Source organism: Flavobacterium sp. (genome assembly GCF_031381455.1).
Classification (GTDB): domain Bacteria; phylum Bacteroidota; class Bacteroidia; order Flavobacteriales; family Flavobacteriaceae; genus Flavobacterium.
The window spans coordinates 1-16147 of the sequence record NZ_JANMXZ010000044.1 but is presented as its reverse complement, the minus strand read 5'-3'; the positions used below and the strand labels follow the sequence as shown (position 1 = coordinate 16147).

Here is a 16147-nt window from a genome sequence, read left to right as displayed (position 1 = left end):
TTTTTTAACCATTAAGGCATTAAGGTTCATTAAGAATGATAGTAAAATCAAAATCTTAATCTTTCTTAATCCCTTAATGGTTTTAATTTTTATTTTTTCAGTTCGTCCGATGATTTATTCACTGCGTCTTTCAGGCTTTCTTTGTAAATAATAATTTTATCAAGTATCATTTTGTCGTGGCTTCCTATAATTTGTGCTGCCAGAATTCCTGCGTTTTTTGCACCGTTCAACGCAACAGTTGCCACAGGAACACCACCGGGCATTTGTAAAATAGACAAAACCGAATCCCATCCATCGATAGAATTGCTCGATTTTACAGGAACCCCAATTACAGGCAATGGCGACATAGACGCTACCATTCCAGGTAAATGTGCAGCGCCGCCCGCACCGGCTATGATTACCGAAATGCCACGCGTGTGCGCTTTTTTACTGAAATCAAATAATTTTTCCGGAGTTCTATGTGCTGATACAATGTCGACTTCTGTTTCGATATCAAAACTTTTTAGGATGTCGATGGCTTCTTGCATGATTGGCAAATCGCTTTGGCTTCCCATGATTATGGCTACTTTGCTCATTTTGTTTATGTTTTTTTACCACGAATTTACTTTGTCTGTTCGACCTTTGGTCTCGAGTCACAAATTTCCACAAATTAAATTCGCGCTAATTTGTGAAATTTGGGGCTATTTTTTTTAGCTGATTACTCTAATACTATTCTTCACTTCTTCGGCAATTCTTCTGGCTTTAGTCATATCTTCATTCACGATGGTTACGTGGCCCATTTTGCGGAATGGACGAGTTTCCCGCTTGCCATAAATGTGAGGAGTTACGCCTTCGATTGCCATTATTTTTTCGATGTTTTCATAGACTACATTTCCTGAATACCCTACGGCACCAACCAAATTTACCATAATTCCGGCAACTTTGCTAGCGGTATTTCCCAAAGGCAAATCCAGAATCGCTCGCACATGGTTTTCAAATTGGGAAGTATAACTCGCTTCAATGCTGTAATGTCCTGAATTGTGTGGTCGTGGCGCGACTTCGTTTACCAAAATTACATTGTCATGCGTTTGAAACATTTCTACGGCAAGTAATCCAACATGGTTAAAGGCGGAGGAAACCTGAAGTGCTATTTCAGTTACTTTTTGTGCTACTTTAGTATCAATTCGGGCAGGACAAATTACATATTCCACTTGATTGGCTTCTGGATGGAATTCCATTTCTACGACAGGATAGGTTTTTACTTCGCCAGAAACGGAACGGGCGACAATTACAGCCAGTTCGTTTTTAAACGGAACCATTTGCTCAGCTATACATTCTACATTCGGCAGATTTTCGATATCATCAATTGAACGAACTACTTTTACACCATTTCCGTCGTAACCAAACTGGGCAGCTTTCCAAACAAACGGCAACTCTACCGAAGTTTCGGTATCACTCAATGTGACTGCAGACTTTAAATTATTAAGGTCTACAAATCGTTGGTGTGGTGAAGTTGGGATATTGTTTTCAAAATAAAAATCTTTCTGAACGCCTTTGTTCTGAATGAGTCGCAATGTTTTTGGTGATGGATAAACTTTTAGCCCTTCAGCTTCCAGTTTGTCCAAAGCGTCAAGATTTACATTCTCAATTTCGATGGTTAGCAAATCGACTTTTTGTCCAAATTCATAAACGGTATCAAAATCCATTAAATCACCAATAAAGAAATGAGTAGCACCAAATTGTGATGGAGCTGCTGCACTTGGATCTAAAACATAGGTTTGAATATCGAATTTTCGGGTTTCGGCCAATAGCATTTTGCCTAATTGTCCACCACCGAGAATTCCCAGTTTGAAATCGGAAGAGAAATAGTTCATTCGTCTTAGTTATTGTGTTGTAGTTGTGTGTTGCAAATATACTATATCAAATCCAAAAAAAATCGTTATATTTTTCTTAAAACTTCTCTAGCCGCAGCTTTATATCCAGCCGATTGCAACTAAATCTTTTAAGTATTCCGGATTTTCTACAACAAAATCACGAATGTCATTTCTGCAAATGGTGGAGGTGTTGCTTTTTGCAATTCGGTTAAAAAAAGTCATATCCATTTTGTAAATATAAAAAATCCATTTTTATTTAACATTTTCACTTCTAAGGTCTAGCTTCTAACTTCCAAGTTCTTATCTTTGCACCTTATTTTAAATTCCAAAAAATGATACACCTTCACGACAAAACTTTCGAGCCATTTATTTCTTCAGAGGAAATTGATTTTGCAATCAAGAATATGGCTAAACAAATGGATGATGATTTTTTTGATGAAGTACCAGTATTTATTGGTGTTTTGAATGGCGCTTTTATGGTGATGAGCGATTTGATGAAACAATATCGTGGCATGTGTGAAGTGAGTTTTGTAAAAATGGCTTCGTATGAAGGAACTGAAACGACCAATGAAGTAAAACAGTTGATTGGATTAAATCAGGATTTAGAAGGAAGAACAGTTGTGGTGGTAGAAGACATCGTTGATACCGGAAATACGGTTGAAGAATTGAAAGCTATTTTCAAGAAAAAAAAGGTAAAGCATTTAAAAATTGCAACACTTTTCTTCAAACCTGAAGCTTATAAAAAAGATATTAAAATTGATTACGTTGGTATCAGAATTCCAAATAAATTCATTGTTGGTTATGGTTTAGACTATGATGGATTAGGAAGGAATTTACCGGATATTTATCAATTAGCGCAGTAAATAAACTTTTAAACTCATAAACTTTTTTCAAAAATGATCAACATCGTTCTTTTCGGAAAGCCAGGTGCAGGAAAAGGCACACAAGCTGAATTTTTAAAAGAAAAATACAATCTGACTCATCTTTCAACGGGAGATATTTTTAGGTATAATATCAAGAACAATACTGAATTAGGTCAACTTGCCAAAACGTTTATGGATAAAGGTGATTTGGTTCCGGATGAGGTTACCATTCAAATGTTGCAAACCGAAGTAGATAAAAATCCACAATCAGCTGGGTTTTTATTTGATGGTTTCCCAAGAACATTAGCACAAGCAGCAGCTTTGGATGTCTTTTTGGAATCAAAAAATCAAGGCGTTACGGCAACTGTAGCGTTGGAAGCTGATGATACTATTTTAGTAGCACGTTTGTTAGAAAGAGGTAAAACTTCGGGAAGACCAGACGATCAAGACGAAGAAAAAATCAGAAACCGTTATGACGAATACAATCAAAAAACGGCTCCATTGATGGATTATTACAAAGCGCAAGGCAAATTTCATTCAGTGGACGGCATTGGAACAATTGCAGAAGTAACGGAACGTTTGACTAACGTTTTCGACAAATTTTAAAAAACAATTTTTTGTTATTGGTTATTACAACTTATAACTTATAACTTATAACTCAAAATGGAAATACTCATCATACTTTTTTTAATACTGCTTAACGGCGTTTTTTCCATGTCGGAAATTGCGTTGATTTCGGCGCGTAAAAACCGTTTAGAAACCGCAGCAAAAAAAGGAAATAAAGGAGCAAAAACTGCATTGGATTTAGTCAATGCACCAAACAAATTTCTGTCAACGGTTCAAATCGGAATTACGTTAATCGGAATTTTGACAGGTATTTATTCAGGAGATAAAATAACTCATGATGTACAGGCATTTATAGCAGGTTTTGCTTTTTTGAAACCTTATTCGGATTCTATTGGAGTTGGAGTTGTCGTGGTAATTTTGACTTTCTTTTCTTTGGTTTTAGGCGAATTATTACCAAAAAGAATTGGACTAAATCATCCTGAAAATATTGCCAAAGCTGTCGCTGTTCCAATGAAAATCATTTCACAAATTACAGCACCGTTTATTTGGTTATTGACCATTTCTACAGACGGATTGTTAAAAGTGTTAAATATAAAACCAACTGCGGACGGGAAAGTAACCGAAGAAGAAATTAAAGCCATCATCAAAGAAGGAACCGAAGGCGGCGAAGTGCAGGAAATAGAACAAGACATAGTGGAGCGCGTTTTTCATATCGGCGACAGAAAAATCAATTCGTTGATGACACACCGACAATCCATTGTTTATCTTTCATATGAAGATTCGATAGAGGAATTAAAAGCCAAAATGCTTGATGAATTACATTCTATATATCCTGTTTGTAAAGAGAGTATGGACGATGTAGAAGGTGTGGTTTTGCTAAAAGATTTGTTTGCTAATTTTGAAAAAGGAAAATTCAATCTAAAATCGATTACGAAATCACCAGTTTATTTGATTGAGCATACTTCGGCATATAAAGCATTAGAGAATTTCAAAAAATCGAAAGTACATTATGCTTTTGTTACCGATGAGTACGGCGTGTTTCAAGGGATAATTACACTGAATGATATTTTGGAAGCTTTGGTTGGTGACGCGTCGGATTTTGATGAAGACGAATACCAATTGCTATCACGTGAAGATGGAACTTGGTTGGTTGATGGATTGTATTCATTACATGATTTCTTGACTTATTTTGATATGGATGAGTTGACCAACGATTATGAAGTTACTACTGTAAGCGGATTAATAATGACCGAAATGGGTAAAATTCCAACAACGGGAGAAAAGTTAGTTTGGAACAAATTAGAACTAGAAATCATTGACATGGATGGCGTGAAGATTGATAAAGTGCTAGTGAAAGCAATTAAAGAGTAAAATAAGTTGACAGTCGCAGTCGCAGTTTACAGTAGTTGTAAATAGCGAAACTGAGACTGAAAACTGATTCCGAAGCTTCGGGATAAAAACTGAAATTATGACAGAGGGAAATTTTGTAGACTACGTAAAAATATATGTTTCATCCGGAAAAGGAGGAAAGGGTTCATCGCATCTACATAGAGAGAAATTTATTGAAAAAGGCGGTCCTGATGGTGGTGATGGTGGTCGTGGCGGACACGTTATATTAAAAGGGAATAAAGGTCTTTGGACGTTGTTTCACCTTAAGTTTGCCCGTCATGTCAAAGCAGGTCATGGTGGCGATGGCGGAAGTTCTAGGAGTACAGGTCACGATGGCGAAGATATTACGATTGAAGTTCCGTTAGGAACGGTTGTTCGTGATAAAGAAACAGATGAAGTTTTGTTTGAAATAACCGAAAATGGCGAAGAAAGAATTCTAGCCAAAGGCGGTAAAGGCGGATTAGGAAACTGGAATTTTAGAAGTTCTACCAATCAAACGCCGCGTTATGCACAACCTGGAATGCCACCCGAAGAATTGGATATTGTCTTAGAGTTGAAAGTTTTGGCAGATGTTGGTTTAGTAGGTTTTCCAAATGCAGGAAAATCGACTTTGCTTTCTGTGTTGACTTCGGCCAAGCCAAAAATTGCAGATTATCCGTTTACTACTTTGAAACCTAATTTGGGAATTGTTGCCTATCGTGAATTCAAATCATTTATTATGGCAGATATTCCCGGAATTATTGAAGGTGCAGCAGAAGGAAAAGGATTAGGACATTATTTCTTACGTCATATTGAAAGAAACTCTACGCTATTGTTTTTGGTTCCAGCCGATGCCGATGATATCAAAAAAGAATATGAAATTTTGTTAGACGAATTACGTCGATACAATCCGGAAATGTTAGATAAGGATAAATTATTAGTTGTTTCAAAATGCGATATGTTGGATGACGAATTAAAAGCAGAGCTAAAAGCACAACTGAAAAAGGAAATCAAAGGAATTCCGTTTATGTTTATTTCTTCTGTTGCACAGCAAGGATTAACGGAACTAAAAGACAAACTTTGGGAAATGCTCAACGTTGACACCGAAGAACCGGAAAACAGTCATGGTTTATAAATACAAAATCCCGTCTCGTTTTTTTGAACTAGACGGGATTTTTGTTTAAAAATTAATCATTAATGTATTAGTTTTTTGGCAACCACAATACCATTATCTAAAGTAATTTTGGCAATATAAACTCCATTAGGGTAATTGAATGCGTCAGAAAATTGCTTTTTAATCTCGGTCAAAGAATAGTTATTTATAAGTTTACCAGCGATATCGTAAAGACTGATTTCTTTAATAAACTCATTAGATTCTATTCTGATTACATTATTGTAAATCGAAGCAAAAGTATTTATTTCATTAGGGTTGTTTGTTCCTAAAGCATTGCTGACAAATACTAAGTCAAATCGGTTGTCAAATGTACCGGCTACAGTAGTAAAACTATAAGGCGCAGCTTTTATATCATGGTCAATAGCCAGTAATTTGTCTCTCAAATAAACGTTTTGATTACCATTAAAAATACCATCCAATTCATCTATTTTTATAGAGTAAATCCCACCGTTTGTAATTTTGTAACCTAACGGAATAATATCATTTTCATCAAATGGTAATGCTTTTCCTTGAATCACTAATTTTCTATTATCCAACAAAGAATAAATATTTATTTCATTGTTTGTAAAGGCGTCACCATCATACAATCTGTCATGGCCATTAGTAGCGCCATCAAGATAACCCACTAACATTTGTCTAAAAGTAGTATCGCTGTAAAGGTTCAGCCAAATTCTGTTTTTCTCCTCGCTTTGGGTCGTATTTCCAGTTTTAAAAAATTGAGAGTTAAAATCGGGAACACGCATGTTGTCGTTAAAACTAATTTGTCCATCGGCGAAAGCCTGAGCAAAGAAACCTTGTCCGGCGGCAATTTTACCGTTAGGTTTTAAACTAGTATTGGTTGGGTCGCTACTTGGAGATGTTCCAACACCTCCGGATAAATTCCAACTTCCATAATCTGTCAAAGAGTACGGGCCACTTCCAGAATATAGTGTAACTGATGTCCAAAAGAATAAAGTACCACCTAATTCTGTATTGCCAGCAAATGTTAAAAGGGAGCTGCCATTAATTGCACTTGGATAAGTATTTGCCAATAAAACAGTATTTCCTGCTACCAATGAACTCGAATCATAGCTGTCAACATTTACATTAACAACTCCATTTTTTGGAGTTCCCGTATATACAAAATCAATAGTTCCTGTTCCTGTGCTAAATGGAGCAATATTTTTAACTCGGGCAATAAAACCTTCTCCCGAAGTTAGTGCAGAAAGTCCAACCCAAGATCCATTCATTGTACCCGATGTCCATCTGTATTTAAAATCAAATTGTGTTGGTATTTGACTAAAAGCATTTTCGGCAATTGGTGAACCTGCATAAACATATGCAAATCTGGTCATTGCTCTAGTAGTTCGGGTCATTTTTATACTTCCGGTATTAATTGCCGCATCGTTTGTTTGCAATAAACTTGCACTGTTTTTTATGTCAAATAATCCGCCATTATTTACTGTAACCTCATCAGTAATTGTTATGTTGTTGTCTGAATTTACAGTTAGAATTCCACCTGATTTTACCTTAATATTTTTCCCAAAAGCATCATAACTTGTACCTGATATAATTGGGTCGAATGTAGTATCTGGTATAATTATACAATTGCTAGCGGAAGGAACTCCGTTAGGTCTCCAGTTAGCTGGATTTTCCCACTGAGTTTCAGCACTTATTGTTCCACCTGACCATACTTTAGAATTATTTGTTACAGTAATAACTTTTGTTGAAATACATCCATTATCTAGCTCAGCATTCACTGTAAAGTTAAAACTAGTAAGTTCTAATTGAGCCAAAGTTGGTTTAACATATATAACGGAAGCAGTGGTTAAAGGGTCATATGCATTTTGACAAGCAGCATCTGTAAATATTGGCAAAGTAGTTGTCCAATTCAAGTTAACATTTGGTCTGTTACCATACAATTCAACATCGTCAATAGCAATTCCATCGCACCAGTTGTTATTGTAATATCTCACTCTTACTTTAAGTTGACTTACACCAATATAAGAAGACAAATCATAAGTTAATGTTTCAAATTTTGTTCCTATTCCTATATCTTCAGTAAAACGTTTTATTTCTATCCAGTTAGTTCCATTATTAGTTGAAACATCTATGGTAATAAATTCTTCTGCGGGATACAAACCATCAATAAAGTATCTTGAATAAAACATTCTCAAACTCAAAGTTAAACTTGTGAAATTTAAAGTACTAACTGTCGCAGAAGCAATTTGGTTTTGAACGTATGGAAAAGCATCACCAAAATCAGAAGTAGCCATAGCAAATCCGTCTCCATTTATTCCGGAAGCTATTGCAGGATACCATGTATTTGTACCTGATATAGCTGTTGGAATATAGGTACTTGTTCTATTTTGCCACTGAGTATCGGCATTACGAACACTAGAAGTAATATTGGTGTTCGTAAAAGTTCCCAATCCTGAATCAAAATCCTCATTGATTAAATATACTTCCTCAACATCTCCTGTAGCAGATATTTCAACACCAACATCTTCCCCGCAAGAAACTGGACTTGCCGGCAAATAATTAAGAACAGGAACAGGACTCACAATAGCTTTTACCGGAGTACGAACCAAGGATTCGCATCCATTAAAAGCCGTTACATAATAAGTAGTTGTTGTATTGATAGGAGGCGTAGTCCAACTTCCAGAAAAGTAGGTTGTGTCTACAAGAGTTGAGCCAGTAGGAGTAGTGTACCATCTAAATTCTGATACAACCGGCACTACAACTGAACTTGTGGCTTCCAAATCAACAGTTCCTGTTCCGCAGGTTTTACCATCAGTTACTGTTGCTATTATTGCATTACAATTGGCAACTACGGTAAAAATATAATCTTCTGTTTCACCAGGATAATTGATATTTCCACATGAATTAAAATTATTTGTTGAATTTGCATCAAATGGAGAAGTATTATCATAACTATTTGCACGTATTCTAACTCTGTAATTTCCAACTGGTTGATTTGCTGGTATAACAAAACCAAAAGTGGCTGAGCCAGTACCAATTATCCCAGAATCATATACTAATTCTGAAGAAGGAATTAAAGGTGGTGTTGCACCATCATTAAAATCACCATCCTTATCCCAATCAACCCAAGCTTTCAAGTAAGAAGAATTGATAGCTTGAACCGAAACATTCACACCTTGTCCTTGGGCTTGACTAGCTATATTGCTTAAGCCAGTAAAGTCTTGATAACCCCATGGTGCGCTCAAAGAATAAGTTGAAAAATTAGAAGTATCATTTAAAGTACCTATAAAACTAACTTCGGAAAAATAACCCAAACTTTGTTGGCCACTTGTAACAGTTGGTGTACAGTAATTATTAGCAATTGTTGTAACATTACCAGTCAATGGACTAACAAGGTTATAAGTTGGGCCGCCAGTACAAATTGAATTATAACTAAATACAAAAATATAGTAAGTTGTTATCGTTGTGCTTAATCCTGAAATTACAAAAGAGGTATTGGCATCATTATCAGCTAATAAACCACCAGGTACTGGGCCTCCAATTATAGTGTAACTTGTTCCGTTAACAGGAGTTGGTGTAGTTGGTGATGTACTGTAAACAACTAAATAATTATTTGGTGCTGGACTTGCTGCTGTAAAATTACCTGTAATAGTTGTTTCAGTTGCATTTAATAATAAAGCTGTTGGTTGTGCTGATGGCGCAACACAAGCTATTGGTGTAGAAATAGTTACAGTATAATCTTCTGTTTCTCCAAAACTTCCACTCATTGTACAAGGCAAATTATTTGCCATGGTAACTTTTTGAGCATAACGAATTCTCATACGAGTTTGTCCTAATGTTGCGCCAACAGGAATAGCGACCGCAATTGTATTTGTAGAGTTGGCAATAATATTATTACCAATTAAGAAGTATTCTGTTGTGTCAAAAACGCCATTTTGATTAAAATCTATCCAAACGGCTGCACCATGTTTTTTGTTAGCTGGTCCAGTACTAATGCTTAAATTAAAAGTATTTCCACGAATTAAAGTGGTAGTAAGACCGCCAGAAACGGGATAATTTATATAACCACCAGGAGCACAAGTACTACTATTGTTTAAGGTGTTAAAGGTAACATTAGCTATATAATCGCCACTTGTACAGTCTAAACTACCTGTTGGAATACAATAACTTGTAGCCAATGTAGTAGTGGAACCTGTTAACGGGCTTGTGGTAAAATAGGTAGGCGTAGTTCCGCTACAAATTGAATTATAAGAAAAGACAAAAACATAATATAATGTTGAAACGTTTAATCCTGTCGCTACAAAACTAGTATTAGAATCTAAATCAACAATAAATCCTGCACCAAAAGCACCTGTAGAATAGGTATTTCCATTTACTAAAGTAGGAGCAGTATTTACTTGACTTATATAAACCAAATAATTATTAGGTGAGGGCGAAGCTGCTGTAAAACTTCCTGCTAGCGATGTTCCACTAGGAGCTAAAACTAAAGCTGTTGGTTGTGCTGTTGGAGTTATACAAGCTGGTGGTGCAACAATATTTAAAGTATAATCTTCATATTGTCCATAATTTATCGGTCCACAAGCTGGAGCATATCCCGTTAAAAGTCTATTAATAACTCTCATTCTTGTATTGCCAATAACAGCCGTTGAAGGAATTGTTATGGTAGTGGTAAATGCATTAGAAGAGGTTGTATTTGTTCCTAATTGAGTTTCTTCACCTGCACCAAAAGTTCCGTTATTATTCCAATCAAACCATACGCTTGTATAATGGGGATTTGGTGCTAGTCCAATTATTAAAACCGTTAATGTGTATGAATATCCTGCTGTAACAGTTGTAGAAATTGAAGAAAAATTCTCATAACCAGTTGTGCCAGTTGAAGCATTATTGATCGTGTTAAAACTAACAGATGTTATTGGAACAGATGGAGATAAAATTGCTACACTTGGTGTGCAGTAATTCCAGCAACCAGCACCAATTGGTGAAGTAATTATAACATCGTCAATAGTACTTCCACACCTTCCATTGTCTATTGTCCAACGTAAAGTTACTGGAGTTCCTGGTATAATTCCTGTTATAGTTGATGTTGGCGAATTAGGAGAAGTTATAGTTGCTGTTCCGGAGATAAGTGTCCAAGTTCCTGTGCCATAAGTTGGTGCATTTCCAGCTAAAGTAGCTGTTGTTGTACAAGCGGTTAAGGTTTGATCTGTTCCAGCTGCCGCAATAGTATTTACAAGACAAGTAAAAGTTACTCTTATATATCCGCCAGCACCATCACCTCCAATACTGTTTCTAGTACCACCACTGCCTCCACCACCATAATTCCCTCCAACTAAACCTATTGCAGTATTGGCTGCACTTCCTAATCCTCCTGCGCCGGCGTTTCCACCACCCGATGTTCCTGCAGCTATGGTTGTGGTTGATCCTCCGTTTCCAGTTGTACCTGCACCACCGCCACCGCCACCGCTATTTGTACCAGTTCCTGTAGCTCCTGTTCCTCCAGTTGCTGTTCCACCAGCACCACCAGCACCACCAGTTGGGGTATTATTATATCCATTTCCTCCAAATCCAGGGTTAGCTGTTACTGTTATAGCTCCAAAAACTGCTGTAGAGGCTGTTCCGTTTGAGCCGTTAGCAGTTCCTCCAGTACTTGTTGATCCACCAGCACCTCCAGATCCAACCGTTATAGTATATGGTGTTCCAGGAGTTACCGCAATGTTTGTGATTATTCTATAAGCTCCGCCGCCGCCGCCGCCGCCGCCATCACCATTTCCACCACCGCCGTATCCACCACCACCACCACCACCGTATGCTTCAACCTGGATAGTAGTAACTCCAGCAGGACAAATCCATGTCCCTGATGTTGTAAAGTTTGATGGTGATTGTGCTTTTACAGAAGATATAGCACAAATGAAAAATAGTATTGTGGTTAATATTTTAATTCTTAAAAGCGGAACATTATTGCGTGTGTATTTGTTTTTCATAAGCATTTTTAATTTTCATTGCAACAATTTTTAATTTTGACATATTAAACAAATTTAAGAAAAAAAGCGAAATAAATTTATTTAATAGATTGATTATTAACGTAGTTGTTAACATATTTAGACTTTTAATATAAAATTGTCAAATGTTTAAAAAAATGACTGTTTTTACTATTGGGATTAAATTATTAGCACAAAAGCATAGGCTTTGTGGCGATATTACAAATGGCGAAATGCTTCATTTTGAAGCATTTCGATGATATTTCAACTATTTTTCAAAAAATTTAATTTTTAATTATTTTTTGACTGTAAATGTTATGGTCATCAGTTATTGCTTTTACTATATAAGTTCCACTAGATAAATTTAATAAAGGAATTTGGATGGTTCCTGTTACTTGATTTTGAACATCATGTTCAGAAATAAATTGACCTAATAGGTTATATAATTTTACTGTTTTTATGATATATTTTGTATCAATATTTAAGATGTTATTACTATTTGTAAAATAGATTATTGGATTACTATTTTGTTCAGGAATATTAGTTCCTAATGCACTTCCAGTGAAACGTAGAGAAAATCGATCATTGTAGATGCCAATTGGTAACGAAATACTAAAATCGGCATTTTTAATATCATAGTCCGTTCCGGTTTCAGCATCATGAATGTATAATTGCGTATCTTCTGATATGTTTTCCAGTGTATCCACTTTGATTGTACATATGCCAGCTATTGCAGTTTTTAAACCAAGAGGCAAAATTTGATCTAGATTAAAATTTGAAACAGCCTGAATAGTCAATTTGGCATCGCTGGCATTCCAATACAAATCTTCTGCATTTTCATCAACTATCGGAGCATCATAACCAACATCAAAATAACTGGTAGCGTTTTCATCAACTCCCACTAAAAGTTGTCTATGTATATTGGAAGGCGACTGATACAACAATCTGATTTTTTGTCTAGCATCATCAGTGTCATTTACAGTATGATTCTGATTATTTGTTTTGAAAAACACAGAGTTGCTTGCCGATTCTATTTTGAAAGTTCGTTGACTGTTTTTAAAATTAATAGTTCCACCAGTAACCGCTGTACTCAATCCAGGATTGTTTCCGGTTAATGCTGCATTTGAACCCGTACCAATAAAAAATCCTTGGGCTACAGGGATGTATCGTTTTGCCACTCTTGTTCCCATTGAGCCGTTAGCATTTACCAATGGATCGTTCGAAATGCCTACTACGCCGCCCATTAATGTATAACTTGCATAGCCACCAATATATTGATTTAAAATATGCGTTTGTCCTCCAAAGTGATCCCAAAAATATAAAGTACCATTAAAAATATTGGTTGCAGCTCTTCCGGCACCATCTTTTATGTTGTCTTTTATGAATTCATCAGCATCTAAGGCAGATGGATAAGGGTTTCCAACTAAATAACTTTGATTTAAAGAAATTGACAAAGGAATAGTTCCATTATTTGGTTTACCAACAAAAACATAATTCTGTGGAGTTGTAAATGGTGCAATTCCGGTAACGCCTTTCATAGTAAAGCCTTCACCAATATTTACGGTTCCTGTATTTCCAATAAATTGCCATCCTGCATATACTGTACTAACGCTGGTATATTTAAATAACCACCTTGTACTTAGTTTTACAGGAGAGGTAATTGCGCCATCGGCAAAATAAGCGCCACCGCCAAACGTTATTGGACTCGGATTAAATGAATTTGTAGCCGAGTCAGTACCATCTCGTAAAACACCACTTAAAGAGTAATTTGTACCATTCGTAGTAACGGGAGATGACCAATAGTTATAATGATAACTGCTTCTATTACCTTGTTGGTCTTTCAAAATTTTTCCAGTTCCTGATGAAGGATTTGCCGCTGTACCATTTTGAACAATTTGGGCTTCACCCACTAATCGTATATCGCCACTCAATAAGGACAAATTGTTTGCAACCGTCAATTCAAATCCATCAACAACGCTAATTCCAATGGCACTATTGGAAGTATTTGTAGTCAAGTTATAAAAAGTTTCATTCGTTTTAATGCCCAAATTGATATTATGTATTTGATTCACAGAAGCGCCATTAAAAGTGACTGTTCCTGTTCCAGGGATAAAGCTTCCACTATTTTTCCAATCTCTACTTATTTGTAATTCAGAATTATTTGTAGCCACCATTGTTACAGAAGCGCCAGTGGCAACTATTAAATCACGTGCTGTAGCGATGAAGCTATAGGCAGCAGCAAATGGAGATGTTCTGTCAATAACTGGCATTCTACCAGCAACAGTTATGGTTTGAATTTGTGCATCAATTGTGCTTGAAGGTAATCCTCCAGCCCAGTTTTTACAATCAAACCAGTCAGTGCTAACAAGTCCTGTCCATAAACCTGGAATTCCATTTAATACTGTTACAACAGCTGCACCTGTTAAATCTTGACTTCTAGCAGTACATCTTGTATCACTTAAAGCCGTTACAGTAAATGTTCTATTAACAGTCATTCCGCTTACACTAAAAATATATGGACTAGTAGTTATTCCATTAACTGTAGTTGCGGCGACACCATTACTATATGTTAAGTTCCATGGACCAGTTCCTTCAAGTGTAATGCTAAATGTTGCTGTTCCGCCATAACATATTGTTTGAGATGGTTGGATATCTGCTTTCGGTCTTGGGTTTACTCTTGCCTCTATAGTTCTTGAAGGACCAATACAACCATTTGCTGTTGGAATGATTGTATAAGTGACAACACCTTGAACCATTCCAGTAGCTGTTAAAGTTTGATTGATTGCACTACCTGAACCAGCACTTGCACCGGTAGCATCAATTTGTGCTACTAACCATGTAAATGTTGTTGAAGTTTGTGTTCCTACTACAGCACTAGATAATGGAATACTGCTCACATCACCCGAACAAATTGTTGGAGACGAAGCTGTTACTATTGGTAGTTGATTTACTGTGACTGTAATATACGTAGTTCCTTCTGCCCCATAACTAGTACAACCATTAAGAAAAGAGGTTACAGCGTAGGTAGTAGTTACTGTTGGGTATACTGTTACATTGGTAGCATTAGTAACGCTGACAGTAGCATTCGATGTGATGTCTGTCCATAAAGAAGTAAGTGCTGGTACTGGAGCTTGGGGAATAGTTACATTATCGATAACCCATGCATCACCATTAATTCCTGGTGCTTTAGCCTGCAATCCATGAAAGTTAAATCGTATTCTTAAGTTAGCATATCCTAAATAGGCATTTAAATTGATACTTATAGCAGTGTTAAATTGATTGTACGGACCTTGATTTCCAGTGTAAGTAGCCAATGTTACAGGATAAGTTGCTCCACCATTAAATGAAAGTTCTACTTTGCCCCATGCACCAGGAACCAATTTATGAGCATGATTAAATGTTAGATTTGCTGAGGATAATCCAAAAAGATCAAAAATTGGAGTTTGTAGTGTGCTGTCTAAATTTCCTCTTGCCATAGCAAATTTATCATTACTTGTCGTATCATATTCAGCGGAAGCATTCCCATTTGTTTCTTTAAAGAAAGTTGGATTTCCATTATCTGCACTTGCACTAAAAACTCCATTTCCATCCACTAACCAACCTGCAGGATTAGCATTATTAAAAAGTCCACCATATTGTATATTTTGACTAGTTGAATAACCGCTTAAAGAAGTTAAAGTAGTAGATTGTCCTGCACATATAGTAGACGGACTCGCACTTACAGGCAAAGGCTTAATGTTTGGAATTACAAATAATATAGCAGGTGTAGAATAGGTAATATTACAAGATGCATTTTGAACAACAGCCCTAAAACTAGTAGTTGCTGTTGCATTAATATAATTAAAAGTAGTATTACCAGCACCACCTAAATTCAGCCAAGTATTTCCTGCATCTGTTGAAGATTCCCATCGAAGAACGGAGCCTGTTTGTCCGTTAAGAGCTAAAATTCCGGAAGAAAAATGACAATCGGTATAAGTACTTACTGATGAAGGTAAAGCTATCATGGTACCACTAGAATTGGCCGTATGGGTTATTGTTGCTGATCCTCCAACCGATAATGAGTTTACAATTAATGTAGCATTGTTAGAAGTAACACTAGGGGAACAAGTTCCGCTAACCACACAATTATAAGTTGTAGAAGCATCAGCAGTAGTTGTAGGATTGATTGTTAAGGTTGCCGATGTAGCACCAGAAACGCTACCGCCATTATTAATTTGCGTAGCACCTTTAAACCATTGATAAGTTAAACCAGTACCCGTTGCAGTAACAGAAAAACTAACGGCAGCACCCGAACATACTGTTTGAGTAACTGCAGGATGAGCCGTTATGGCAGGAAGTTGGTTAACCACCAACGCTGCATTATTAGAATTTACGGCAGTACAC

9 protein-coding genes are annotated in these 16147 nt (G+C 36.4%); 4 read left to right on the top strand and 5 right to left on the bottom strand.

Annotated elements, in window-relative coordinates; genetic code table 11:
* Positions 1-89: 89 nt before the first annotated feature.
* The 3 genes from purE to RMN97_RS10975 form a co-directional block, all read right to left on the bottom strand.
* Positions 90-575 (bottom strand): 5-(carboxyamino)imidazole ribonucleotide mutase, encoded by a 486-nt coding sequence (gene purE / locus RMN97_RS10985; protein ID WP_309614568.1) that lies wholly within the window; start codon positions 573-575, stop codon positions 90-92.
* A 114-nt stretch (positions 576-689) separates the two neighbouring features.
* A complete protein-coding gene (locus tag RMN97_RS10980; RefSeq protein ID WP_309614567.1) occupies positions 690-1853 on the bottom strand; it encodes a 5-(carboxyamino)imidazole ribonucleotide synthase in 1164 nt (387 codons plus the stop codon).
* A gap of 99 nt (positions 1854-1952) precedes the next feature.
* On the bottom strand, positions 1953-2081 hold the full coding sequence (locus RMN97_RS10975) for a hypothetical protein (protein WP_309614566.1): 129 nt from the start codon (positions 2079-2081) through the stop codon (positions 1953-1955).
* A gap of 104 nt (positions 2082-2185) precedes the next feature.
* On the opposite strand from RMN97_RS10975, the gene hpt reads away from it, so the two are divergent.
* The 4 genes from hpt to obgE all read left to right on the top strand — a co-directional run bounded on the left by hpt (position 2186) and on the right by obgE (position 5786).
* Entirely contained in the window at positions 2186-2716 is a 531-nt protein-coding gene (gene hpt / locus RMN97_RS10970; protein ID WP_309614565.1) for a hypoxanthine phosphoribosyltransferase, read from the top strand.
* Positions 2717-2749: 33 nt separating this feature from the next.
* Positions 2750-3322, top strand: coding sequence for an adenylate kinase (locus tag RMN97_RS10965; protein WP_309614564.1), 573 nt, complete (start codon positions 2750-2752; stop codon positions 3320-3322).
* A 108-nt stretch (positions 3323-3430) separates the two neighbouring features.
* A complete protein-coding gene (locus tag RMN97_RS10960; RefSeq protein ID WP_409024892.1) occupies positions 3431-4654 on the top strand; it encodes a hemolysin family protein in 1224 nt (407 codons plus the stop codon).
* 97 nt (positions 4655-4751) lie between these two features.
* Entirely contained in the window at positions 4752-5786 is a 1035-nt protein-coding gene (obgE, locus tag RMN97_RS10955) for a GTPase ObgE (protein WP_309614562.1), read from the top strand.
* 59 nt (positions 5787-5845) lie between these two features.
* Here obgE and RMN97_RS10950 read toward each other — a convergent pair whose 3' ends face one another.
* Positions 5846-11767, bottom strand: coding sequence for a GEVED domain-containing protein (locus RMN97_RS10950; protein WP_309614561.1), 5922 nt, complete (start codon positions 11765-11767; stop codon positions 5846-5848).
* A 281-nt stretch (positions 11768-12048) separates the two neighbouring features.
* A partial coding sequence (locus RMN97_RS10945) for a T9SS type A sorting domain-containing protein (protein ID WP_309614560.1) occupies positions 12049-16147 on the bottom strand: 4099 nt, incomplete at its 5' end.

Bases quoted from the DNA above. Each gene is read 5' to 3' on its own strand.
- RMN97_RS10960 (WP_409024892.1), top strand. From the start codon at position 3,431: ATGTCGGAAATTGCGTTGATTTCGGCGCGTAAAAACCGTTTAGAAACC.
- RMN97_RS10980 (WP_309614567.1), bottom strand. From the start codon at position 1,853: ATGAACTATTTCTCTTCCGATTTCAAACTGGGAATTCTCGGTGGTGGA.
- hpt (WP_309614565.1), top strand. From the start codon at position 2,186: ATGATACACCTTCACGACAAAACTTTCGAGCCATTTATTTCTTCAGAG.
- obgE (WP_309614562.1), top strand. From the start codon at position 4,752: ATGACAGAGGGAAATTTTGTAGACTACGTAAAAATATATGTTTCATCC.
- RMN97_RS10950 (WP_309614561.1), bottom strand. From the start codon at position 11,767: ATGAAAAACAAATACACACGCAATAATGTTCCGCTTTTAAGAATTAAA.
- purE (WP_309614568.1), bottom strand. From the start codon at position 575: ATGAGCAAAGTAGCCATAATCATGGGAAGCCAAAGCGATTTGCCAATC.
- RMN97_RS10965 (WP_309614564.1), top strand. From the start codon at position 2,750: ATGATCAACATCGTTCTTTTCGGAAAGCCAGGTGCAGGAAAAGGCACA.
- RMN97_RS10975 (WP_309614566.1), bottom strand. From the start codon at position 2,081: ATGGATATGACTTTTTTTAACCGAATTGCAAAAAGCAACACCTCCACC.